We start from the raw sequence: 21,889 nt of genomic DNA on the forward strand, positions 1-21,889 counted from the left end.
CGGCCACGGTCACGAAATCGGGTCGTCGCGATCCGACTGGCCGGGGGAGGCGAGTACGCGCACCGGCGCGCCGGCGAGGAACGCGGCGATGTCCTCGACGACGTGCGCGAACCACGTCCGGTACGTGTCCTCGGTGACATAGCCGATGTGCGGGGTCGCCAGGACGTTGTCCAGGTGGCGGAAGGGGTGGTCCGGCGGTAGCGGCTCGTCGGTGAAGACATCCAGGGCGGCGCCGGCGATCCACCGCTCGCCGCACGCGCGTGCCAGGGCGGACTCGTCGCAGATCGGGCCGCGGCTGGTGTTGATGAGCCACGCGGTGCGCTTCATCCGCCTCAGCTGCTGCGGCCCGATGAGCCCGCGCGTGCGCTCCGACAGCACGAGGTGGATGGTGACGAAGTCGGACTCGGCCAGCACCTGATCGAGGGAGACGGCGAGTTCGGCGCCGACCTGCGCGCACCGCTCCTCGGTGAGGTGCTGGCTCCAGGCGAGGACCCGCATGCCGAACGCGCGGGCCACCACCGCGACCTGCGTGCCGAGGCGGCCCAGGCCGAGAACGCCGAGCGTGCGCCCGCGCAGTTCGGTGCCGAGGGTGGTCATCCAGCCGCCGGCGCGGACATTCGAGAGCTCGACGTCGATGCGCCGGGCGCAGGCCAGCAGCAGGGCCCACGTCCGCTCGGCGGTCGCGAGGCCCGATCCGCCCGTTCCGCACACCGTGATGCCGAGCTCCCGGCACGCCGCCAGGTCGATGGCGGTGTTACGCGGCCCCGTGGTGACGAGCAGCCGCAACCGCGGCAGCCGCGCGAGGGTGGTGCGGGGGAAGGGCGTGCGCTCCCGCATCGCCACCACCACGGGGTACTGCCGCAGCGCCTCGACCACGGCGGCCTCCGACCGTAGGTGTTCCCGGAGCGCGGTGACCTCGACCGTACCGGCCAGCGACGACCAGTCGGCGCTGCGCAGAGCCACCCCCTGGTAGTCGTCGAGGACGGCGACGCGCAGGGGACGTTCGACGGTCATGACACCGCCCGTGCCCCGTCGAAGCCGATGTCCCGGGAAACGGCGTCGGCGGTCGCCACCAGGTGCGGGACGAACTCCTCGCGGAGGCTCTCCAGGGAGACCCGGGCGGCGTTCGCCGACACGTTGATCGCTGCGATGACCGCGCCGGAGGCGTCGCGGACCGGAGCCGCCGCCGACCGTACCCCCTCCTCGCGCTCACCGTCGACCACGGCGTACCCCTGCTGGCGTACCCGCTCGAGCTCGGCGCGCAGGGCCTCGGCGTCGTCGATCGTGCGCGGGGTGAGCTTGCGCAGCTCGACGCCGTCGAGGTACGCCTGGAGCCGTTCCGGCGGGAGCGCGGCGAGGAGGACGCGGCCCATCGACGTCGGGTACGCGGGCAGTCGCGATCCCACGCTCAGGGTGATCGACATGCTGCGTGCGGCGGGCACGCGTGCGAGGTAGACGATCTCGCTCGCGTCGAGGGTCGCCATGGAGCAGGACTCCAGCAGCTTGTCGGCGAGCGCCCGCATGTGCGGCTGCGCTCGCTCGGCCACCGGCTGCGAGTTCAGGTACCCGTAACCGAGCCGCAGCACGTGCGGGGTGAGCCGGAACTCGCGCCCGGTTGACTCGGCGAAGCCGAGACGCGTGAACGTCAGCAGGATCCGGCGCGCGGTGGCCCGGGTGAGCCCCGTGAGCTGGGCAGCCTCACTGACGGTCACCGTGGGATGTTCAGCCGAGAATGCCTGGAGAAGCCGGAAGGCCTTTTCTACCGAATCGATGACGTCCGGATCCTCTCGCGACATCGCCCCCGCTCCTCTGCACGCTCCGGCCCGACACGCCTCGGGTTCGCAGGCAATTATGCGGTCTGCCGGTCGCGGCGGAGAACGGCGTCCATGGTCAGGACCGGTGCGCCGGCTCGAAGGCGCGGTGGAAGGCGAAGACGCGACGCTCGCGCGCCGTGACCGACCGCATCAGCTCGTCGCGCCGAGGGGTCGAGGTGGCGTGACGGTACGCGGCGGTCTCCAGTGGCGTGATGTCGGCGAGTTCGTGGAACGCCAGGAACGTCGGGGCGTCCCCGTCGGCGAGCCGGTATCTGCGCGTGCGCAGCCAGCCGGGGATCGCGTGCAGCAGCGGGATGTGCTCTTCGAGGTACCAGGAGTGCAGGGCGGGCTCCCGGTCGGCCGGCACCGACATGGACGTGCACACCACGACCGGCGGTGACCCCTCGATGCTGCCGTGCTCGTCGATCAGTTCGTACACCCGTCGGTCCAGCACCGCGAGGCGGTCGATGACGGCCTGCTCGCGCGGGCTGCGCCGGTCTCGCAGCGCCCGGTAGGCCGGGGTGGCCAGGACATCGAGATCGATGTCGTAGGCGGCCAGCCAGGTCGGCGTCGTCCCGTCGGTGGCGCGGAAACGCCTTCCGGTGTGGACGCCCGCCAGCGCCATGCGGGCCGGGGCGTGCTCGCCGTCGTACCAGTCGTGGAACTCCGCGGCCGGAACGGATCCCTGTTCCGACAGGACGAAGAGTAGCCCCGCTGCCATTCACAACCTCCACAACGCGTAGCGCCTCAGGGGTACGCCGACCGTGCGTACCAGCCACACCTCTTGACAGCGGGCGTGCGACCCGTGCCACTATGTGCGTCTGACGAACTTGTGTACGCAGGACGAACAAAAGGATGGTAGCTCATGGCTTGTGCTGCTGGCGTGGCCAAGCGGGCGTTCACCTCCCGGCTGTACGTCACGGTCCTCGTGGCGATCGTGCTGGGCGCGGTGGTGGGCCTCGCATTCCCGGATGCCGGCGTGTCGCTGCAACCGCTCGGCGACACCTTCATTGCAATGATCCGCATGCTCATCGGCCCGGTGGTCTTCTGCACGATCGTCACCGGCATCGCGTCCGCGGGGCACCTGACCAGCGTCGGCCGGATCGGGGTCAAGGCGCTGGTCTACTTCGAGGTGGTCACCACGCTCGCCCTCATCGTCGGCCTGGTGGTGATGGACCTCGTCGGCCCCGGCCGCGGGGTCCATGCCCACCCGTCCGACCTGCATCTGACCGGCAGCGCGAAGGGCTACGTCAGCGCCGCGGGCAGCGAGCACTGGTACGACTTCCTGGTCAACATCGTCCCCAAGACCGTCGTCAGCGCGTTCGTCGAGGGCAACGTGCTCCAGGTGCTGTTCGTCGCCATCCTGTTCGCCATCGCCGTCAAGCTCCTCGGTGACCGCGGTACGCCGATCATCGCGGCGGTCGAGCGCGTCGGTGAGGTCTTCTTCGGCATCGTGAAGATGGTCATGTACTTCTCGCCGGTCGGCGCCTTCGGCGCGATGGCCTTCGCGGTGGGCAAGTTCGGCGGGCGTACGCTGTCGAGCCTCGGCAGCTTCATCGGGCTGTTCTGGGCCGTGGGCATCCTCTTCGGACTGGTCGTCTTCGGTGCCGTCGCCCGGCTCTGTGGACTTCGCATCCTCAAGCTCTACAGCTACTTCAAGGACGAGCTCCTCATCACGCTCGGTACGGCGAACTATGAGGCGGTCATGCCCCGGCTCATCGAGAAGCTCGAGCGGCTGGGGTGCCCCAAGCGCGTGGTCAGCCTCGTCGTCCCCGCCGGCTACGCCTTCAACGGCGACGGTGTCTGCCTCTACCTCGGGTTCGCGTCCCTGTTCATCGCGCAGGCGTTCGGCGTGGACATGTCGCTGTGGCAGCAGATCGGGCTGCTCGCCGTCTTCCTCATCACGTCGAAGGGCAGCGCCGGCGTCGCCGGTTCCGGCTTCATCATCCTCGCCGCGACCCTGTCGACCACCGGCTCGGTGCCGGTCGTCGGGATCATGCTCATCCTCGGCATCGACCGCTTCCTGTCCACCATGCGCGGGCTGGTCAGCCTCGGCGGCCAGATCCTGGGCAGCCTCGTGGTCAGCCGTTGGGAGGGCGTCCTGGACGTCGCCCACGCCCGCGGCGTGCTGAACGGCGAGCCCCCGGCCGCGGCGCCGCCCGCGGAGCACGCCGCGGTCGGCGCCGCGGTGTAGCGGCCGAGCCCAGCCCAGCCGCGTGCCCCGTCCTCGATCCAGCTAGGAGAGAAAATGCCCAGGCTGCCGTACGCAGCAGACGCCAGTGAGACCGCCGACCGGATGCGAGCGCGCCGGGGTGGCAGGCTGACCCCGCTCGACCGGCTGCTGCTGCACAGCCCGCCGGTGGCCGACGGCTGGAACCGGCTTCTCGGCGCGATCCGATCCGAATCGACCCTGCCCGACGACATCAGGGAGCTCGTGATCCTGCGGGTCGCCGTCATCAACCGCGCCGAGTACGAGTGGGCGGCCCACGAGCCGCTGGCGCGGCGCGGCGGGCTGGGCGACGCGCACCTGGCGGTCCTGCGGGACGAGGGCGAGCCCGCCGTGCTCGCCCCCGCCCAGCGAGCGGCCCTCGCCTACGCCGACGCCATGACCCGCGACGTGGAGGTTCCCGACGAGCTCTTCGACGTCCTGGGCGAGCACTTCGACCAGCGGCAGATCGTCGAGCTGACCGCGACCGTGGGCGCCTACAACCTGGTCTCGCGGTTCCTTGTCGCCATGCAGATCACACCGGCGGACCGGGCGGCGGAGGCGCGGGCATGAGCGGGCGGCTCGCGGACAAGGTCGCCATCGTCACCGGCGCCGGCAGCGTGGGGCCCGGCTGGGGCAACGGCCGCGCGATCGCCGTCATCTTCGCCCGGGAGGGCGCGACCGTCGTGGCGGTGGATCGCAACGCGGACGCCCTCGCCCCGACGGTCGACGCGATCCGTGGCGAAGGCGGCCGGGTCGAACCTCGGGTCTGCGACGTGACCGACAGCGCGTCGGTCGCCGCGCTGATCGACGAGGTCCGGCGCGACCTCGGGCGCATCGACGTCCTGGTCAACAACGTCGGAGGCTCGCACCCCGGCGGCCCGGCACAGCTCACGGAGGAAGCCTGGGCCGCCCAGCTGGACCTCAACCTCACCAGCGTCTACCGCATGTGCCGGCATGTGCTCCCGGTGATGCGGCAGCAGCGGGCCGGGTCCATCGTCAACATCGCCTCGACCTCGGGGATCCGCTGGACCGGTTCCCCGCAGGTGGGCTACGCGGCCGCCAAGGCGGGGGTCATCCAGCTGTCCCGCGTGGTCGCGGTACAGCATGCCCCCGACGGGATCCGAGTCAACACCGTCGTACCCGGGCAACTGCACACCCCGATGGTCGAGGCCCGGCTCGCGCACCAGCGGGCCGGCGGCGACGTGCAGGCGCTACTGCAGCAACGCCAGGCCCGCATCCCGCTCGGCTTCGCCGGCGACGGCAGGGACACCGCCTATGCCGCGCTCTTCCTCGCCTCGGACGAGGCCCGGTTCATCACGGGTACGGAGATCGTGGTGGACGGCGGGATGACGGCGCGCTGCGACTGAAAGGACGACCGCATGAGTGAGATCAGCCCCAACTGCCCACCGCCTGTCGACAACCCGAAGCGCCCCGGTCTCGCGCTGCCGGCGTTCAGCTGTGACTCGCACTGCCACGTCTTCGGGCCCTCGGACATCTTCCCCTTCGCCCCCGAGCGCACCTTCACACCGGTGGACGTGCCCCGGCAACGGCTGCGGCGTCTGCACGACTTCCTCGGGTTCGATCGGGCGGTCATCGTGCAGTCCGCGTGCCACGGCACCGACCACGCGGCGCTGCTGGACGCCCTGGAGACGTCCGGAGGGCGCTACCGGGGCGTCGCGCTGGTGACGCCCACGACTAACCCCGACGAGATCGCCCGGCTGGACGCCGCCGGCGTGTGCGGCGCGCGCCTGAACTTCCTTCCGCACCTCGGCGGCGCGCCGTCGAAGGAGACGATGGACGCCGTCCTCCGCCTCGTGCGGCCGTACGGATGGCACATATCGGTGCACGTGGCCGGCACCGGAATCACCGACTACGCCGACTTCATCAGGACGATCGACGTGCCGGTCGTCATCGATCACATGGCCCGCGTCGACGTTCGCGACGGCCTCGACACCGAGCATGTCGCTTCGCTGCTCGCGCTGCTCGACACGGGCAATGTGTGGGTCAAGCTGAGCGGCGTCGACCGGTTGTCCGCCCGGTCCGAAGGGCCGTACGAGAGCGCCGTCGTGCTCGCTGCCCTGCTCGCACGGCACGCGCCCGACCGCGTCGTGTGGGGCACCGACTTCCCGCACCCGAACATCACAGGTTCGGCGCCGGACGACGGGGTCCTTGTCGACCTCATCGCCGAGATAGCGCCGGACGAGGGTCTGCGGCACAAGCTGCTGGTCACCAACCCGGCCGAGCTGTTCCGTTTCCGGCAGGCGTAGATCCGAAACGCGCCGACGGGGTGCCAGGACGCATCCGTCCGGTCCCGTCGCTCGCGGCGGCCGCCGATCGGGGTGGCCGCCGCGACGCTGCCGCCGATCCCGCGACCGCGCGGTGAATGGGGCCCGTTCACAAGGGCGTAGGGCGCTCCGCACGACGGCTGGCTGGCGGGGACCGGACCGGCGCTTACGGCCGAAGGTGCCCCGGCGTCGAACCCAGATGTGACCAGCGTCACTCGAATGTGTCACCATGGCGTAGAGGGCTGTCGATATACCGAACGTGCTGGAGATGGTCGGGATCTCGCCCGTTCCGGGCACCAGCCTCAACTCCAGGGTGAGCCGGACCGGTGCCCGGCGCCGTGGTTGGTCGATCGCTGGGCCCCTGCAAGGAGCAGGTGGGCGGCGGTCGGGGCGATCCGTCGCCGGGTGCGCGGGCGGCGGGCGGTGGTACGCCCGCCGGCCGCGGTGCCACTCCTGGCCGCGCGTCGCGGTCACTCTGCGTACTGTAAACATTCATTGTTGAGGATGGAATTGACGTTTGCTAGCTTCGGGGAGCAGAAGCAATACACGGGGGTGGTCTTTTGCTTCGGCCTTTTGGCAGACGTAGTCGAGGACGCTGCACTGGCGCTCCTAGCGGTTTTCTATCGGCGTGGTCCGCGCACTGACTGATTGGTGCTGGTGATATTTGCCAGCGGTACCGCGACCACTTCGTGTCCTGCCGCAACCACCGACATCGAGAAATTCCGTCCGTCGTTTCGCGGGTAATCGCTGCCCGCCACCGGTCGGGTTTACGGGCTCGACATTTCGCCGTACAACGGGGAGTGGTGGATTGAATAACTGTGGTCCGTCCATCGAATCATCGGCTCTGGTCGACGTCCCTGCCGCCGAGAGATCGGTTGCGTCCCTGCTATCCGCGCTCGGTGCCAATCTCGATGACGAGGCGCTGCAGCAGACCCCCCGCCGCGTGGTGGCGGCGTACCGGGAGTTGCTCGTGCCACAGGACTTCGAGGCCACGACGTTCCCCAACAGCGAGGGCTACGACGAACTCGTCCTGGTCCGGGCGATCCCCTTCCGATCCCTGTGCGCGCACCACCTGCTGCCGTTCACCGGGCTGGCGCATGTGGCATACCTGCCCGGCGATCGGATTCTCGGCCTGTCGAAGCTGGCCCGGGTGGTCGAGTTCTGCTCCCGCGGATTCCAGGTCCAGGAGCGGGTGACCTGGCAGATCGCGGAGTGGCTGGAGAAGAACGTCGAGCCCGTCGGCGTCGGCGTGGTGATCGATGCTCAGCACAGCTGCATGGCCGTGCGTGGTGTACGGGCCGTCGGTTCCTGGACGACCACCACGGCCATGCGCGGCGTGCTGCGGCAGGACCCCGAGCGTCGGCGCGAGTTCCTGAGCGCCATCGAGGCCGATCGGTCGCGGGCGGTCGGGGTGGCGTGTTGACGCACGATCTGGCCGCGTTGTGCCTGGGGTTGATCGGCCGGCCGGTGCACCCCCACCAGGTCGCCATCCGGGCGGCCGACCAGACGCTCACGCACGCCGACGTGGCCGACCGGGTACGGGCCGGGGCGTCCTTTCTGGCTTCCCGCGGCGTCGGCGTGGGGAGCCTCGTCGGGGTACCCGCGGCGCGTTCGGCGCGGACCGTCATCGACGTGCTGGCGGTGCTCGCGGCGAGATGCGCCTTCGTCGTGGTCGACGAGCCGCAGTGGCTGGGGTCCCGGCTTCGGGAGAGGTTGTGCGGGGTGCTCGGACACGACACTCACGGGCGGTGGGTGCTCACGCCGATCGACGCCCCGGCCGCCGCCGCGCCGCCCCCCTTGCCCGGCCGCCAAGGGGACGGGGCGGCATACGTCATGAGCACCTCCGGCAGCACCGGCGAGCCGAAGGAGACCGTCGTCACCAGGGGCGGCCTGCGTCACGTGTTCGGTGCGCTGCACGACCTGCTCGGGTCGACCGTACCCCCGGCCGCCCGGTGGACGCAGTTGCATCCGCTGACCTTCGGGTTCGCGATGTGCGAGATCCTCGGGGCGATTACGTTCGGCGGCGAGCTGACCATCGTCGAGCGGGAGTCGCCACTCACTCTCGACGGGCTGCTGGTCGCGCTGGGCGCTGGCGGCCCCCGCGTCGTCTGCCTCACCCCGTCGGAACTGGCGCTGCTGGTGCGGCGCCTCGAGCGCGACGTCGCGGTGCCCCTGCCCTCGCACGTGCTGCTGAGCGGGGAACCGATGCACCGTGCGCCCGTGGACAGGCTGTTCCGGCTGCCCGGCGGGCATGCGGTGACGGTCGTCAACACGTACGCCGCCACCGAGACGTCCGGACAGATCACCGTCGCGCGCGTCCCCGCGGAGGAGGTGCGCGCCGCCGACGGCTTCGTCGGTCGTCCGCTGCCCGGTGTCGAAGTGGTGGTCAGAGAGCCGGACGGCCGGGCAGTCCCGTCGACCGACCGGGTCGCGGTGGGCGAGATCTGCGTGAGTGGCCCGACGGTCGCCGGCGGGTACCTGGACCCCGTCGAGGACGCGCGGCGCTTCCGCCGCCGGCTGGTCGACGGCCGAGAGCACGTGGAGTACCGCACTGGCGATCTCGGGCGGTGGGGCGCGGACGGCGGACTGCACGTCCTGGGCCGGGCCGACCGTCGGGTGAAGGTCGGCGGCCGCTGGCTGGAGTTGGACGCGGTCGAGCGGCACCTGCGCGCGGATGCACAGGTCGCGGAGGCGGCGGTCCTGCTCGATGAGGGCTCGGACGCCGACGGCGTCCGCCTCCGCTGCCTGCTGGCGGCCGTGGTGCCCGCCGCCGCCGACCCCGGGTTGGCCGTGCGCCTGCGTCGGCGGATCACCGCCCTCGTCGGTGCGCCGATGACCGTTCGGCTGCTTGTCGTACCCGCGCTTCCCACGCTGCCCAATGGCAAGGCGGACCCGCGCCGGCTGGCCAGGGTCGGCGTCGCCCCGTCCGGGGAACCCGCCACGTCGCCGGGCGGGGCGGGCGACGAGGTGGCGGAGCAGGTGGACCGGGCCTGGGCCGCGGTACTCGGCGCGGGCGCCGCGCGCCACGTCAACATCTTCGAACTCGGCGTCGACTCCATCGGCGTGGTGGCGGTGGCCGCGCAGCTGAGCCGGCTGCTGGGCCGTGAGGTCACCCCCGAGTTCCTTTTCGACAACCCGCGCCTCGCGCTGCAGATCGAGGCGTTACGCAGCGGCCCGCGACCGGCGCGTGTCCCCTCGCCGCGGGCGGCGGCCGGGGACGCGGCGGCGAGGCGCCGGCAGGCGCGACTTCGGCACCGGCAAGAAGGAGGACTGCGATGAGCGGGCAGGTGGCTGTGGTCGGGTACGCGTGCCGGGTCCCCGGCGCCGACGACGTGGCCGGCCTATGGGACATCGTCGTAAACGGCCGGGACGTGGTGACCCGCGCCTCCACGAACGTCGGCGCGACCTCCGGCGACCGGGTCCACGCCTACGGCGTGCTCTCCGGGTACGACCTGTTCGACGAGGCGTTCTTCGGCTACTCCCCGCGGGAGGCGGCCGAGATTGACCCGCAGCAGCGGCTCCTGCTGGAGTGCGCGGTCGAGGCGCTGGAGGACGCGTGCGTGCGGCCCGACCGGCTGCCGTGTGACGTCGGGGTGTACGCCTCGGTGGGGCTCAGCGGATACCTGCTCAACACCTGGCAGCCGGCGTCCGGAGCGGAGTCGCTCCCGGCGCTGCTCGGTGGGGACGGTCATTACGCCGCGACCAGGATCGCGTACAAGCTCGGCCTGACCGGGCCGGCGGTCTCGGTCGGCTCGGCCTGCTCCTCGTCGCTGCTGGCGGTGCACCTGGCCGCGCAGGCGATTCTCGGCGGCGAGTGCGAGGTGGCGCTGGCCGGCGGCATGGACGTCGAGGTGCCCCAACCGACGAGCTACCTGTACCAGGACGGCGGGATCCTGTCCAACGACGGCGTGTGTCGCCCGTTCGACCGGCACGCCACCGGCACCGTGTTCGGCTCCGGCGGGGGACTGGTCGTGCTGGCCGCCTGGGAGCTCGCCCAGGCGCGGGGCTGGCCGGTGCGGGCCGTCCTGCGCGGCTCGGCCGCGAACAACGACGGCGATCAGAAGGCGTCGTTCACCGCACCCCGCGCCGGGCGGCAGGCGGACGTGATCGCGCAGGCGCTCGCCGTAGCCGGGGTTGACCCGGCCGAAGTGACCTACGTCGAGTGCCACGGGACAGGTACCGACCTTGGCGACCGCAGCGAGATCAACGCCCTCCGCCAGGTCTTCGGCGCCACCCCGCCGACCGCGTTGGGCTCGGTCAAGGCGAACCTTGGTCACCTGCGGGTGGGAGCCGGCGTGGTGGGCCTGATCAAGGCTTGTGAGGTCGTCCGGCGGGGGGTTGTCCCGCCGTGCGCCAACCTCGACGACCCGACGCCCACAGCCGTCGACCTCGGGGCGCGGCTGCCCAGCGAACCGCTGCCCATCCCGTTGCCGCCGGCGCAGCGGGTGGCCGGCGTCAGTTCCTTCGGTTTCGGCGGCACCAACGTGCACGTGGTGGTTTCCGGGCATGCCGCCGGCACACAACCGGAGCGTCGGCCGGCGCGAGGCTCTGTGCTGGTGACGCTGTCGTCGGCCGGGCCGGACTCGTGCCTGGCCAGCGCCGGACGACTAGCGGCGCAGCTGCGCGCGGATCCCTCGATCGACCTCGCGGACGTCGCGCACACCCTGCACGAGGGCCGGACCGACGGTGCGTACCGGTACGCGGTCGTCGCCGACGACCGGCCGGCGCTCGCCGACGCGCTCGAGGGCCGCGGCGGCCGGGTCGCCGAGGCGTGGAGTGACGCCCCGGGCGACGTGCTCGTGCTCCTCCCCGGCCAGGGCACCGACCTCGGCCCGCTCGCTGCCGGTATGTACGGCTGGGAGCAGGAGTTCACGCGTGCGCTCGACACGTACTGGGCGCAGGTGCGGCGGGTGGACCCGACGGTGCCGGGCCTGCCCGAGGCGCTGGCCGCGCCGCGCGAGCTGCGGCTGCCGGCGGCGCACGGCCTGCACGTCTCGATCGGGCTGGCGGTTGTCGACCAGCTGCGTTCCCGTGGCTTGACCGCGGCCGCGTTCGCGGGCTACTCGCTGGGGGAGTACGCGGCGGCGGCCGCGGCGGGCGCCCTTGCGGGTTCCGACGCCGTCCGACTCGTGGTCGAGCGCGGCCGGATCCTGGCAGCGGGGGCGCCGGCCGGCGACATGATCCTGGTCGACGGCGAGCGTGAGCGGCTGGCCGAGACGGTGCCCAACGTACCGGTTGCGATTCGGGTGTCGGCGCGACGCCATGTGCTCGCCGTCGCCGAGTCGGACATCGGGGAGGTGCTGCGCCGGCTCGACGCCGCCGGGCTGCGGCACCGGCGGCTCGACCTCGGCATCCCGTATCACTCGCCGTTGCTGGACCCGGCCGCGCGGCTGCTGGACGAGGCCGCAGCCCGGACCGACCTGCGCGCCGACAACCGGTTCCTGGCGACCGCCGCGGCTTCGCACAAGCCGGTCGGGTACTGGGGCCGGCACCTGGCCGGCCCTGTCGACTTCACCCGGGTGGCGGACCGCGCGGCGGCCATGGGGGTCGTCGCCGGCTGCCACGTGGTCGACCTCAGCGGGGACGGCTTCCTTGCCCGGGCGTTGACCGACGGGGGCGTCGCCCCTACCCAGACGGTGCTGCTGCACGAGACCGGTCACCCGGTGCGCGAAAGCTACCTGTTGGCCCTGGCGCAGCTGTGGAGCCGGGGAATCGGCGTCGATCCCGCGACGCCGGGTGCAACGGACCGGCGGTTGATCCCGCTGGTGCCACGGGCCTTCGACCGGACCCGGCACGCGAAGGACCTGGTGGCCGAGCGCCCCGACGGGTCCGGCGGGGCACGGCGCCGCCTGGTGCGCCGGGAGCGCTCGCTGGCCCGCTGGGCGTACCAGCCGAGTTGGCGGATGAAGCGGCGCGGACCGGTGACCGAGGACGTCGCGGGGCAGCGCTGGCTGGTCTTCGTGGACGCGGACGGCCTGGCGGCCCCCGTCGTCGGGCGGCTGCGCCAACGCGGGGTGGACTGCGAACTGGTCGGCTTCGGCCCGGCGGCCGACGGCGTCGTCACGGTCACCCCCGGGGACGAGGCCTCGGTCAAGGCGATGGTGCGCGGGCTGGGGCTCGACCGGCACCCCATCGACCGGATCGTGCACCTGTCGTGCGCCGGGGACCTGCCGGACGCCGGCGACCTGGCCGGCCGAATGGCCACCATCGAGCGGGAACTGGACCTGGGGTTCTACCCGATTCTGCACACCCTCCAGGAGATGGCCACCCAACAGGGCGCCCGCCACGTGCACCTGGACATCGTCGCCCGGGGGATCCACGCGCTCGTGCCGACCTCCGAGCAGACCATCCCCGAGCGCGCTCTGCTGCTCGGCCCGGCGCTGGTCATCCCCCAGGACTTCGCGTTCATGTCGGCCCGGACGCTGGACGTCGGCGGCCTGCTCGACCCGAACGGGCGGGTGGACACCGGTGAGCTGCTGGCCGAGCTGCTGCACCCGGCGTACGACAAGGCGGTGACCTTCGGGCAGGGCGCGCGCTGGGTGCGTGGCTACGAGCGCGACGTGCTTCCCGAGGTTCCGGCCGGCGAGACCCCGCTCCGGCTGCGGGACCGGGGCGTGTATCTGATCACCGGCGGGCTGGGCGGGATCGGCATGACGCTCGCCGAGTACCTGGTGCGTACCTGCCGCGCCCGGTTGATCCTGACCGGTCTCGAGACGGTTCCGGACACCGCGTGGGATGGCGATCCGGCCAGCCTCCCCGCCGACCCGCTGCTGGCCGAGCGGGTCCGACGCATCCGCAAGCTGGTCGAGCTCGGAGGCGAGGTGTTGGCGGTACGCTGCGACGCGGCCGACTCGGAGCAGACCCGGGCGCTCTTCGCACAGATCGAGAAGCGCTTCGGCGAGCTCAACGGCGTGGTGCACGCGGCCGGAGTGTTCGAGACGCAGCGGGCGTTCCGCGGGCTCGACGACACCTCGCGGGAGGACTGCGCCCGGCGGCTGCGGCCCAAGGTCGACGGAACGGTGGTGCTCTCGGAGTTCATCCGCGGTCGCAAGCTGGACTTCGTCCTGATGCAGTCGTCGCTCTCGGCCCAGCTGGGCGGGCTCGGCTTCTACGCCTACACGGCAGGCAACGCGTTCATGGACGCGTTCGCCGAGCGACACCGCAACGACGACCTCCCGTGGATGAGCGTCAACTGGGACGGGTGGATCTTCCGCGAGCGCGACGACGACACCCAGCAGTCGGTCATCGCACCGTCGTTCGCCTCGCCGGACTTCGGGGTGGTCGCCGAGATCGCGGTGCGGCCGAGCGAGGGCGCCGAGATCTACGCCCGACTGATGCAGTTGACCGAGCCGCACCAGATCCTCATCTCGACAGCCGACTTCGAGGCCCGGGTAGCGCAATGGGTCGACCTGACCGTCGCCCGGCACGACGGGGCGACCGGCCCGGAGGCAGCGCCTACATCGGACCCGGCCGGGTCGTCCGACGAGCGCTCCGACGACATCGAGCTCGAGGTGGCGCGGATCTGGCGCGACATCCTCGGCAGGGACGACGTCGGCCCGGACAGCAACTTCTTCGCCCTGGGCGGCGACTCGTTGCTGGGTGTCGCGCTGGCGTACCGGTTGAGCCAGCACAGCGGCGCGGTGCTGTCGGTCATCACGTTGTTCGAGAACCCCACGGTGGCGGCGATGGCCGCCGAGATCAGGCGGCTGCGGGACCGGCGCCCGGCCCCGGCCGCGGCGGGAGGGAAGTGACATGCTCGATCGCGACCAGGGCGAGCCGCGGCGGACGCCGGAGGAGGCGGCCGTCGCGGTTGCCGGACGGCCGGCCATCCGTCGTCCCGCCGCGGACTTCAGGGTGCGCAAGCTTTTCGACGACCTGCCGTGCTGCCACCGGTCCTGGGCGCACGGCGGCAAATGCGCCTTCCTGCACGGGTACGAGCGCTCCTTCGAGATCGAGTTCGCGTGCGCGGAGCTGGACCCGGCGACCGGTTTCGTCGTGGACTTCGGTGACCTGAAGGAGGTGCGCCGGCTGCTGAGCGACCAGTTCGACCACACCACCCTGGTCGCGGAGAACGACCCGGAGCGGGAACTGTTCGAGCAGCTCGGGCGCCGGGGCGTGGTCGACTTGCGGATCATGGCGAACACCGGCATGGAGGGCGCCGCCGAGTGGGCACTCGAGCACGCCGACCGCATCGTCCGCGACCGGACGGGCGGCCGGGTCCGCGTCACCCGGGTCTGCGCCCGGGAATCCCGCAAGAACGCGGTCACACTCGTCGCCGGTACTGACGGAACGGTCGACTGAGCGTGGGCACCTGTACCGACGGTGGCTCCGCCGACGTCGCGACCGGCGGGATCCGGCCGGTGCTGCCCACGCGGGCCGGCCGGGGGCAGCAGGACTGGCTGGTGCTGCCGGGTTGGGGGCAGACGGGCGCGTTCTGGGTGCCGGTCGCGCGCTGGCTCGGCGCCGCCGGGGTAGGCCTGGACTGCGCAGATCTGGCCGCGCTGGCCGAGGCGTGCGCCGCGCCACCGGGTACCCTCGCGCGGACCCGGGAACTGCTCGACCGGCTGGCGGAGCAGGCACGCCGGCGGATGCCGCTGGTGCTCCTCGGCCACTCGGCGGGCGCCGCCCTGGCCGTGCTGCTGGCCGGGCACCTTCCCGGCGTCCGGGCACTGGCGCTGGTGGAGCCGGTGCCCGCGCACTTCGGCTGCGTGGCCGAGACTCGCCCGGCGCGACCGCCCGTACCGTCCGCGCAGCGGCACTCGCGCGCCGCCGCGCCACCGGGCGGGCCCGACCGGATCGAGCAGGCCCTCCGGGAGATCTACCCGGCCGCCGCCGCCACGACGCTCCGCACGGTGGCGTCCGGGCTGTGGGCCGAGGCGGTACCGGTACGCGCGGCCGCCGTCCGGGCCCCGGGAGCGGGTGACCCGGCAAGGGTCGCGGCGGTCAGGGCCGCCCTGGCCGCGGCGGCGGTGCCGATCCTCATCGTCCGAGGTACGGCCAGCACATTCCTGAGTGGACCGGATGCGCAGCGGTTGGCAGCCGCCGTGGTCGGGCGGTGCCACCTCGCCGTGATTCCCCGCGCCGGCCATTCCCCGCACGTGGACCGGCCTCGCGACACGGCCGCCGTGCTGAGTGACCTCGCACGGCTCGTCGACGATGGAGCTCTACCGTGACCGACGGACAGCTCACCACGGGCGACCCGACCTCCCCGAACGGGCGGGACACGGCGGCCGGCCCCACCGACCGGCGCCGGGAGCGACTGGGTGCGCTGCGGGAACGTGACTTCCGGCTCGTGTTCACCGGCCAGGCGCTGTCGCTCGTCGGTGACGGCGCGTACCTGACCGTGCTCACCTGGTTCAGCTTCAGCGTGGCGCACTCCGCCCGGTCGGTCGGCCTCGTGCTCGGTGCCCTCGCGGTCGCGACGCTCTGCAGCCTCCTGCTTGGCGGCGCGCTCGCGGACCGGTACGACCGGCGGCGCCTCATGATCGTTTCGGACCTGGGGCGGTTCGGGGCGGTGGCGGCGCTGACCGCCATGACGGTGACGGGCACCGCGTCCCTGCCAGGGCTGATGGCCGTCGCTCTGGTGGCCGGGCTGTTCGACGGGCTGTTCTCGCCGGCGTTCGCCGGCCTCGTCCCGCTGCTGGTGCGTCCGCACCTGGTGCCGTCGGCCAACGCGTTGGTCGGCTTCGTCCGGGCGGCCGGCGGCATCGTCGGTCCGCTCCTCGGCGGTGTCCTGTACGCCGCGGCCGGGCCGGCCACCGTCTTCGGGCTCAACGCGGCCTCGTTTCTCGCCGCCGCGTTGCTCGCCGGACGCGCCTCGCCGGCGCCGCCGCGTACGCTGGCCGTCCCCGAGAATCCGTTGCGGGGCATCCTCGAGGGCGCCCGGTACGTGCTCACGGTGCCGCTGCTGGTCTCCATCCCGGTCGCCGCGGTGGCGCTCATGATCTCGGAAGGGCCGACCCAGGTCCTGATGCCCAAGCTCGTCAGCGAGCATTTCCACGGCAATGCCGGCACGCTCGGCGCGTTCAACGCCGCGGTGGGCGTCGGATCCGCCCTCGGTGCCCTCTGCTACGCCTGGCTGCGGCCGGGACAGCGGCGGGCCGTGCTCGTGTACTCGATCTGGACGGCCAGCCATGTCGTGTGCGCGGTTCTCGTACTCCTGCCGTCGGTCCCGGCGGCTGTCGGGTTGGCGGTCGTGCGCGGCCTGCTGGGTGGGTACGGGGCGGCGCTGTGGGAGACGCTGCTGATGCAGGTCGTCCCGCAGGACAAGCTGTCGCGGGTCTTCAGCTTCGACAGCTTTGGGGTGATGATCTTCATGCCGCTCGGGTACACGTTGGCGTCCGCCGTCGCGCCGCTCGCCGCGACCGGCACACTCATCGCGACCGGTCAGCTCGCCGCGGGCGTACTCATGATCAGTCTGTTGGCCTTCCGGCGCGTCCGGGGTGTGCAGTGAACGCCGCGGGACGAGAGACGGTTGTGGACGCCGGGCTGCCACTGAGCGCCGAGCAACGCAGCATGCTGTTCTACGACGAGCTGTTCGGGCTCGGCGTCGCCGACAACAATGTCGTCGCCGTCGAGGTGCCGCCCGACGTCGGTGCGACCGCGGTCGGGGAGTCGCTGGCGGTCCTCGTCGGCCGCCACGCCGCCCTGCGCGCGGCGCTGGACCGGGACGCCTCCGGCCGCCAGGTCTGCGCGCCGGCGTCCGGCGAACCGGTAACGGTCGCGCACACGGTGGCGCCAGCCGAAGGGGCCTGGATCGCACGGCGCACCAAGGAACTCGCCGAGCTACGAATGGACCGCCACGTGCCGGGGCTGACCCACTTCGAGCTGGTGGACCTCGGCGGGGCGCGGCGGGTCCTGCTCTTCACCGTCGACCACCTGATGTCCGACGGCACCTCCTGCGACGTGCTCGTCGACGAGTTCGTCCGGCTCGTGCGCGCCACCGGCAGCGACCGGTCGGCGTCGCTCGCGCCGCTGCCGTTGTCCTACCTCGACCTGTGCCGGGCCAGGACCTCCTCACCGGGGCTTGCGGCCCGGCTGCGGCAGGAGATCGAGTTCTGGTGCCGGACGCTCGACGGTGTCGGCCCGTCGAGGGGGAGCGACCTTGGCGCGGCCGGTACGCAGGGGCAGCGCCGGATCCGCTACGACCTGGTCCGACCCGACCCCGACCTGTACCGGCGGGTGATGGGCCTCTCGCGCGCGCTGCACGTGACGCCGTTCGCGGTCGTGGCGACCGCCGCCGCGATCGCGCTCTGGCGGCGGACCGGGTCGCGTGACACGCTGCTGTTCACGCCCGTCTCCACCCGTCGCGATCCGGCCATGGCGCACCTGGTCGGCAACTTCGTCAACGACCGCCCGGTCGCGTGCCACGTCTCACCCGAGCGAACCCTGGCCGAGCAGGCGCAGCAGGTGGCGCGCAGTTGCCTGGGTGCACTGCGGCATCACCAGGCCGCGGTGCCGGACCTGGTGGAGGCGGTCGAGCCGCTGCGGGCAGCGCTGCTCACCCCCGGTGCCGAGTACGTGCAACTGCACGTCACGGTGTCCGACTCTGACACCGCCGAGGAGTGGGAGGCGCCGACCGCCGCCTGGGCCCCGGAGTTGATCGGCGACTTCACGCCCGGACGCGCCATCACCTGCACCACCTTGCGGTTTTCGTTGGAGCCGGCACGGTCCTGGGTGAAGGCCTTCTTCGGCGGACCACCCAGCGACGCTCCCCGCGCGGCCGCGCTCGGGGCGCGGGTCGTCCGGCTGCTGGAGGCGATGGTTGCCGACGGGGACCAGCGGGTGGGTGAGCTGGCCGGTGACTAGGGCGACACTACGGACCACCGGGGCGCGTCAGCGGGTCATGGTCACCGGGGGCTGCGGCTACCTGGGCCGCGTGCTGACCAGACTGTTGGCCGATGAGGGGTACGAGGTCGTCGCGCTGGACAACGGCCTGGTACCGGTGGTCGGCGTGGCGCCGGACGCCATGCGGGTCACCGGCGACGTGCGGAACCCGGCGGAGTGGGAGCACCTGCTGGCCGACGTCGACAGCGTCGTGCACCTGGCCGCGATCGTCGGCGACCCCGCGTGCGCGGTCGACCCCGAACTGGCCTGGGAGGTCAACTACCTGGGGACGATCCGGGTCGCTCAGGCGTGCCGCCGGTACGGGGTACGCACCCTCGTGTTCGCCTCGACCTGCAGCAACTACGGGATGACCGATGACGCCGAGGTGGACGAGGGATCTCCGCTCAACCCGCGGTCCGAGTACGCGCGCAGCAAGGTGATGGCCGAGCACCACCTGCTCTCCCTACCGGCCGGCACCTGCTCCACGACGATCCTGAGGTTCGCCACGCTGCACGGACTGTCCCCGCGCATGCGCTTCGACCTCGCGATCAACCGGATGACCGCGGACGCCGTACAGCGGCGGGCGATCACGGTGCACGACGGCCGCCAGTGGCGGCCCTTCCTCCACGTCCGTGACGCGGCGAGGGCCGTGGCGCTGGTGCTCACGGCCAACGAGCGGCGCCCCGGCGTCCGCGTCTACAACTGCGGCTCCGGTGACCAGAACTTCCGGCTCCGGGAGATCGCGGATCTGGTCGTCAACGCCGTACCCGAGGCGCACACAACCGTGCAGGGCGCCGTCGCCGACACCCGCAACTACCGGGTGAACTTCGACGCCGTCCGGCGGGAGCTGTCCTTCCATCGGGCGTTCGGAGTGCGGGAGAGCATCGACGAGGTGGTGGCGGCGCTGCGGTCCGGACAGTTCGACGACATCGACGCGGCGCAGTACAGCAACTATCTGATCGCGAGGTCGGCCGCGCGGCTCGCGGTCTGAGCGCGCGGGGAGGGGAGGCACCGTGAGAACGTACCCGGCAATCCTGGGCGGTGAGCCCGCGTTCGCCGAGCAGGTGCCGGTGTCGCGGCCGACGACTCCGCCCGCGGAGCCGCTCCTGCGCCGCGTGCGGGACGTGCTGGACTCCGCAATGCTGACCAATGGCCGGCACGTGCGCGAGTTCGAAGCGGAGGTCGCCGGGTTCCTCGGCGTCGGGCACGCTGTCGCGGTCAGCAACTGCACGGTCGGGCTGATGCTGCTGCTGCGCTGCCTCGGGCTGCGGGGCAGCGTCGTGCTGCCCAGCTTCACCTTCATGGCCACCGCTCACGCGGTCGCGTGGAACCGGCTCGGCATCCGCTTCGTCGACGTGGACGCGGCGACGTGGACCGTCGACCCGGACTCGGCCGCCGCCGGTGCGGTCGGCGCGGCGGGCGACGCGGTCGCCGCGGTGCTGGCGGTACACACCTTCGGCGCACCGTGCGCCGTGCCGCCGTTGTCGGCGGTCGCCGTCCGGCACCGGGTGCCGCTGCTGTTCGACGCCGCGCACGGCTTCGGAGCGAAGTATCCGGACGGTACCGCCGTGGGCACCGGGGGCACCGCCGAGGTGTTCAGCCTCAGCCCGACCAAGCAGCTGTCGGCGGGCGAGGGTGGACTGGTCACGACGAACGACGGCGACCTCGCGCGGGAGCTGCGCGTCGCCCGCGAGTACGGCAACCCGGGCGACTACGACAGCGCCTTCGTCGGGCTCAACGCCCGGCTCCCGGAGCTGTCGGCGCTGCTCGGCCGGGCGAGCCTCGCCGAGTTCCCGCAGTGGCTGGAGCGCCGTCGAGCCACGGCGCTCCGGTACCGGGCCAACCTCGCCGACGTTCCCGGTGTCACCTTCCAACAGGTACCGGAGGGCGCGCTCAGCTCGGCCAAGGACCTCACGATCCGCATCGACGAGAGCCACTTTGGCATGTCCCGTGACCGGCTGGCCGCATGTCTGTCCGCCGAGCGGGTCGCTACCCGGTGCTACTTCTACCCGCCGGTGCACCGGCAGCGGGCGTACCGGCAGGTGACTCCGTCGGTATCGTTGCCGGAGACCGAGACACTGGCGGCGAGCGTCCTCACCCTTCCGCTGTACTCGCACCTGTCAGCCGATGTGGTTGACCGGATCTGCGAGGCCATCCGCACCATCCAGCAGGCCGCCGACCTCATCGGCGAGTCCGCCCCGGTGGGCATCGGCGCGCCGGATCCGACGAACCTGTGAGGTAGAGCGTGAACTACATCGCCGCACTGCGTGCGCTGGTCGGCAACCGGCCCCTGATCCTTCCCGGCACCTCGGTCCTGATCCTTGACGGTGACGACCGGCTGTTGCTCATCGAGCGCGTCGACACTGGTGGATGGGGGCTACCCGGCGGCTTCATGGAGCCCGGTGAGTCCTTCGAGGAGACCGGACGGCGGGAGGCGCGCGAGGAACTGGGACTCGACCTGGGGGAACTGTCACTGCTCGGGGTCTTCTCCGGCGCCGAGTACCACTACCGGTACCCCAACGGCGACGAGGTCTTCAACGTCACCGCCGCCTACCTGACGGCGTTCCCGGCCGGCGCGCGTATCGTCGTCGACCCGGGCGAGGCCGCGCGGGCCGTCTTCTTCGCCCCTGACGAACTACCCCCGGAGGTCATCTCACCGGAGCGACCCATCGTCGAGGCGTACCGGCGGTGGCTGTCGAACCGGGGCGCCACGTGGGCCGGGGCCACCGGGTACGCGGGGACGGCCGGGTGACGACGCCCGGCACGGCCCACCCGGCCCTCGCCACGCGACTCCGTGCACGCGCTGGTCGCCGTCGGTTTCGATCCTCGGTCCCGGCGGGGCGGGTCGCCGCGGTGCGCGGGCAGAGCGAACTGGACGCTCGCCTCGCCGCCGGCCGAGGGTCAGGCATCCGCGGGGCCGCCCATGATCAGGTGCTGAACGTCGGCGTAGCTGGGCGCGTCGGGCGCGGCCGGCCGGCCCTCGGCGACGTCCACGGCGGCTGCCACTGCGGCCTGCAGGGCCGCGCGGAACAGCAGTGAGCCGTAGCTGATCCGACGCACCCCGAACGCGGCCAGGTCACGGTAAGTGGGCCCGCCGGGTCGGTACAGCACGTTCAGCGGCGCGGGCACCGCCGCGACCATCGCGGCGACGGCGTCGTCCGGCAGGCCCGGGACGAACACGCCGTCCGCGCCGGCGCGCACGTAGGCCGAGGCCCGTGCGATCGCCTCGTCCGGCGTCGGCCGTGCGCCGGCGGCGAGCCAGTACACGTCGGTGCGCGCGTTGACGAACAGCTCCGGCACCCGCTCTTTGACGGCGGCCACCACGTCGTAGTGGTGGTCGACCGGCGCGAGCGTGTCATCGGGCCGGCCGTCTTCGACGTTGATACCGACCACGCCCGTGTCCCGCAGACGGGCCCCGAACGCCGCCACCTCCTCGGGGCGGTCGCTGAAACCGCCCTCGATGTCGACCGTGAGGAGGACCGGTAGCCGGCTCAGTCGCTCGGCCAGCCGCAGCGTGTCGTCCCGGGTGGCTCCGGTGGCGTCGGGTTCGCCGACCGCTGCGGCGACGCCCAGGCTGGTGGTGCCCAGGGCGGGGAAGCCGCGCGCGGCGAGGGCGGCCGCGGAGGCGTAGTCCCAGACGTTGGGCAGGAGCAGCGGCTGATCGCCGTGATGGAGCGCGCGGAACCGGGCAGTGTCCATGGTGTACACATTACGGCCGCGACGCGGAAGTCTGTGTGTAGTTGCGCCAAGCCACA

The 21,889-nt window shown here is 72.3% G+C and carries 18 protein-coding genes; 14 read left to right on the forward strand and 4 right to left on the reverse strand.

The genetic code is table 11. The annotated features are described in order from the left end of the window. Positions 1 to 9: 9 nt before the first annotated feature. From HC031_RS25695 to HC031_RS25705, 3 genes are all read right to left on the reverse strand, one after another. Positions 10 to 1,014 (reverse strand): D-2-hydroxyacid dehydrogenase family protein, encoded by a 1,005-nt coding sequence (locus HC031_RS25695; protein ID WP_167927992.1) that lies wholly within the window; start codon positions 1,012 to 1,014, stop codon positions 10 to 12. Next, entirely contained in the window at positions 1,011 to 1,796 is a 786-nt protein-coding gene (locus HC031_RS25700; RefSeq protein WP_167927993.1) for an IclR family transcriptional regulator domain-containing protein, read from the reverse strand. Before HC031_RS25700 ends, HC031_RS25695 begins: the two co-directional genes overlap by 4 nt. Before the next feature lie 94 nt (positions 1,797 to 1,890). Then, positions 1,891 to 2,535, reverse strand: coding sequence for a hypothetical protein (locus HC031_RS25705; protein ID WP_167927994.1), 645 nt, complete (start codon positions 2,533 to 2,535; stop codon positions 1,891 to 1,893). Between the two features lie 144 nt (positions 2,536 to 2,679). On the opposite strand from HC031_RS25705, the gene HC031_RS25710 reads away from it, so the two are divergent. From HC031_RS25710 to HC031_RS25775, 14 genes are all read left to right on the forward strand, one after another. Continuing rightward, positions 2,680 to 4,008, forward strand: coding sequence for a cation:dicarboxylate symporter family transporter (locus tag HC031_RS25710; protein WP_167927995.1), 1,329 nt, complete (start codon positions 2,680 to 2,682; stop codon positions 4,006 to 4,008). Between the two features lie 54 nt (positions 4,009 to 4,062). Further along, the gene (locus HC031_RS25715) at positions 4,063 to 4,593 is read left to right on the forward strand and encodes a carboxymuconolactone decarboxylase family protein (protein ID WP_167927996.1); all 531 of its coding nucleotides are present in this window, start codon (positions 4,063 to 4,065) and stop codon (positions 4,591 to 4,593) included. Continuing rightward, on the forward strand, positions 4,590 to 5,390 hold the full coding sequence (locus HC031_RS25720) for an SDR family NAD(P)-dependent oxidoreductase (RefSeq protein WP_167927997.1): 801 nt from the start codon (positions 4,590 to 4,592) through the stop codon (positions 5,388 to 5,390). The genes HC031_RS25715 and HC031_RS25720 overlap by 4 nt, the downstream gene beginning before the upstream one ends. A 12-nt stretch (positions 5,391 to 5,402) precedes the next feature. Continuing rightward, complete coding sequence (locus tag HC031_RS25725) at positions 5,403 to 6,290, forward strand: amidohydrolase family protein (protein ID WP_167927998.1); 888 nt, start codon at positions 5,403 to 5,405, stop codon at positions 6,288 to 6,290. 826 nt (positions 6,291 to 7,116) lie between these two features. Next, positions 7,117 to 7,731 (forward strand): GTP cyclohydrolase I, encoded by a 615-nt coding sequence (folE, locus tag HC031_RS25730; protein WP_167927999.1) that lies wholly within the window; start codon positions 7,117 to 7,119, stop codon positions 7,729 to 7,731. Beyond that, positions 7,728 to 9,587, forward strand: a complete 1,860-nt coding sequence (locus HC031_RS25735) for a non-ribosomal peptide synthetase (RefSeq protein WP_167928000.1) — start codon at positions 7,728 to 7,730, stop codon at positions 9,585 to 9,587. Before folE ends, HC031_RS25735 begins: the two co-directional genes overlap by 4 nt. Beyond that, complete coding sequence (locus HC031_RS25740; RefSeq protein ID WP_167928001.1) at positions 9,584 to 14,059, forward strand: type I polyketide synthase; 4,476 nt, start codon at positions 9,584 to 9,586, stop codon at positions 14,057 to 14,059. Before HC031_RS25735 ends, HC031_RS25740 begins: the two co-directional genes overlap by 4 nt. A 1-nt stretch (position 14,060) precedes the next feature. Continuing rightward, positions 14,061 to 14,609: a 6-pyruvoyl trahydropterin synthase family protein gene (locus tag HC031_RS25745; RefSeq protein ID WP_167928002.1), complete on the forward strand. Its 549-nt coding sequence runs from the start codon at positions 14,061 to 14,063 to the stop codon at positions 14,607 to 14,609. Positions 14,610 to 14,611: 2 nt separating this feature from the next. Beyond that, positions 14,612 to 15,481 (forward strand): alpha/beta fold hydrolase, encoded by an 870-nt coding sequence (locus tag HC031_RS25750; RefSeq protein ID WP_167928003.1) that lies wholly within the window; start codon positions 14,612 to 14,614, stop codon positions 15,479 to 15,481. Then, complete coding sequence (locus HC031_RS25755; RefSeq protein WP_167928004.1) at positions 15,478 to 16,761, forward strand: MFS transporter; 1,284 nt, start codon at positions 15,478 to 15,480, stop codon at positions 16,759 to 16,761. The genes HC031_RS25750 and HC031_RS25755 overlap by 4 nt, the downstream gene beginning before the upstream one ends. After that, entirely contained in the window at positions 16,758 to 18,116 is a 1,359-nt protein-coding gene (locus tag HC031_RS25760; RefSeq protein ID WP_167928005.1) for a condensation domain-containing protein, read from the forward strand. The genes HC031_RS25755 and HC031_RS25760 overlap by 4 nt, the downstream gene beginning before the upstream one ends. Next, positions 18,109 to 19,125: an NAD-dependent epimerase/dehydratase family protein gene (locus HC031_RS25765; protein ID WP_205863250.1), complete on the forward strand. Its 1,017-nt coding sequence runs from the start codon at positions 18,109 to 18,111 to the stop codon at positions 19,123 to 19,125. Before HC031_RS25760 ends, HC031_RS25765 begins: the two co-directional genes overlap by 8 nt. A 22-nt stretch (positions 19,126 to 19,147) precedes the next feature. Beyond that, positions 19,148 to 20,371, forward strand: coding sequence for a DegT/DnrJ/EryC1/StrS family aminotransferase (locus HC031_RS25770; protein ID WP_167928006.1), 1,224 nt, complete (start codon positions 19,148 to 19,150; stop codon positions 20,369 to 20,371). An 8-nt stretch (positions 20,372 to 20,379) separates the two neighbouring features. Beyond that, entirely contained in the window at positions 20,380 to 20,886 is a 507-nt protein-coding gene (locus tag HC031_RS25775; RefSeq protein ID WP_167928007.1) for an NUDIX domain-containing protein, read from the forward strand. A 149-nt stretch (positions 20,887 to 21,035) separates the two neighbouring features. Here HC031_RS25775 and HC031_RS25780 read toward each other — a convergent pair whose 3' ends face one another. Continuing rightward, a complete protein-coding gene (locus HC031_RS25780) occupies positions 21,036 to 21,833 on the reverse strand; it encodes an isocitrate lyase/PEP mutase family protein (RefSeq protein ID WP_167928008.1) in 798 nt (265 codons plus the stop codon). Positions 21,834 to 21,889: the final 56 nt, after the last annotated feature.

The organism is Planosporangium thailandense (assembly GCF_011947195.1).
Classification (GTDB): Bacteria; Actinomycetota; Actinomycetes; order Mycobacteriales; family Micromonosporaceae; genus Planosporangium; species Planosporangium thailandense.

What these genes read in the sequence shown, in the direction of transcription:
- HC031_RS25695 (WP_167927992.1), bottom strand. Translation starts at nt 1,014, where the DNA reads ATGACCGTCGAACGTCCCCTGCGCGTCGCCGTCCTCGACGACTACCAG.
- HC031_RS25700 (WP_167927993.1), bottom strand. Translation starts at nt 1,796, where the DNA reads ATGTCGCGAGAGGATCCGGACGTCATCGATTCGGTAGAAAAGGCCTTC.
- HC031_RS25705 (WP_167927994.1), bottom strand. Translation starts at nt 2,535, where the DNA reads ATGGCAGCGGGGCTACTCTTCGTCCTGTCGGAACAGGGATCCGTTCCG.
- HC031_RS25710 (WP_167927995.1), top strand. Translation starts at nt 2,680, where the DNA reads ATGGCTTGTGCTGCTGGCGTGGCCAAGCGGGCGTTCACCTCCCGGCTG.
- HC031_RS25715 (WP_167927996.1), top strand. Translation starts at nt 4,063, where the DNA reads ATGCCCAGGCTGCCGTACGCAGCAGACGCCAGTGAGACCGCCGACCGG.
- HC031_RS25720 (WP_167927997.1), top strand. Translation starts at nt 4,590, where the DNA reads ATGAGCGGGCGGCTCGCGGACAAGGTCGCCATCGTCACCGGCGCCGGC.
- HC031_RS25725 (WP_167927998.1), top strand. Translation starts at nt 5,403, where the DNA reads ATGAGTGAGATCAGCCCCAACTGCCCACCGCCTGTCGACAACCCGAAG.
- HC031_RS25740 (WP_167928001.1), top strand. Translation starts at nt 9,584, where the DNA reads ATGAGCGGGCAGGTGGCTGTGGTCGGGTACGCGTGCCGGGTCCCCGGC.
- HC031_RS25745 (WP_167928002.1), top strand. Translation starts at nt 14,061, where the DNA reads ATGCTCGATCGCGACCAGGGCGAGCCGCGGCGGACGCCGGAGGAGGCG.
- HC031_RS25780 (WP_167928008.1), bottom strand. Translation starts at nt 21,833, where the DNA reads ATGGACACTGCCCGGTTCCGCGCGCTCCATCACGGCGATCAGCCGCTG.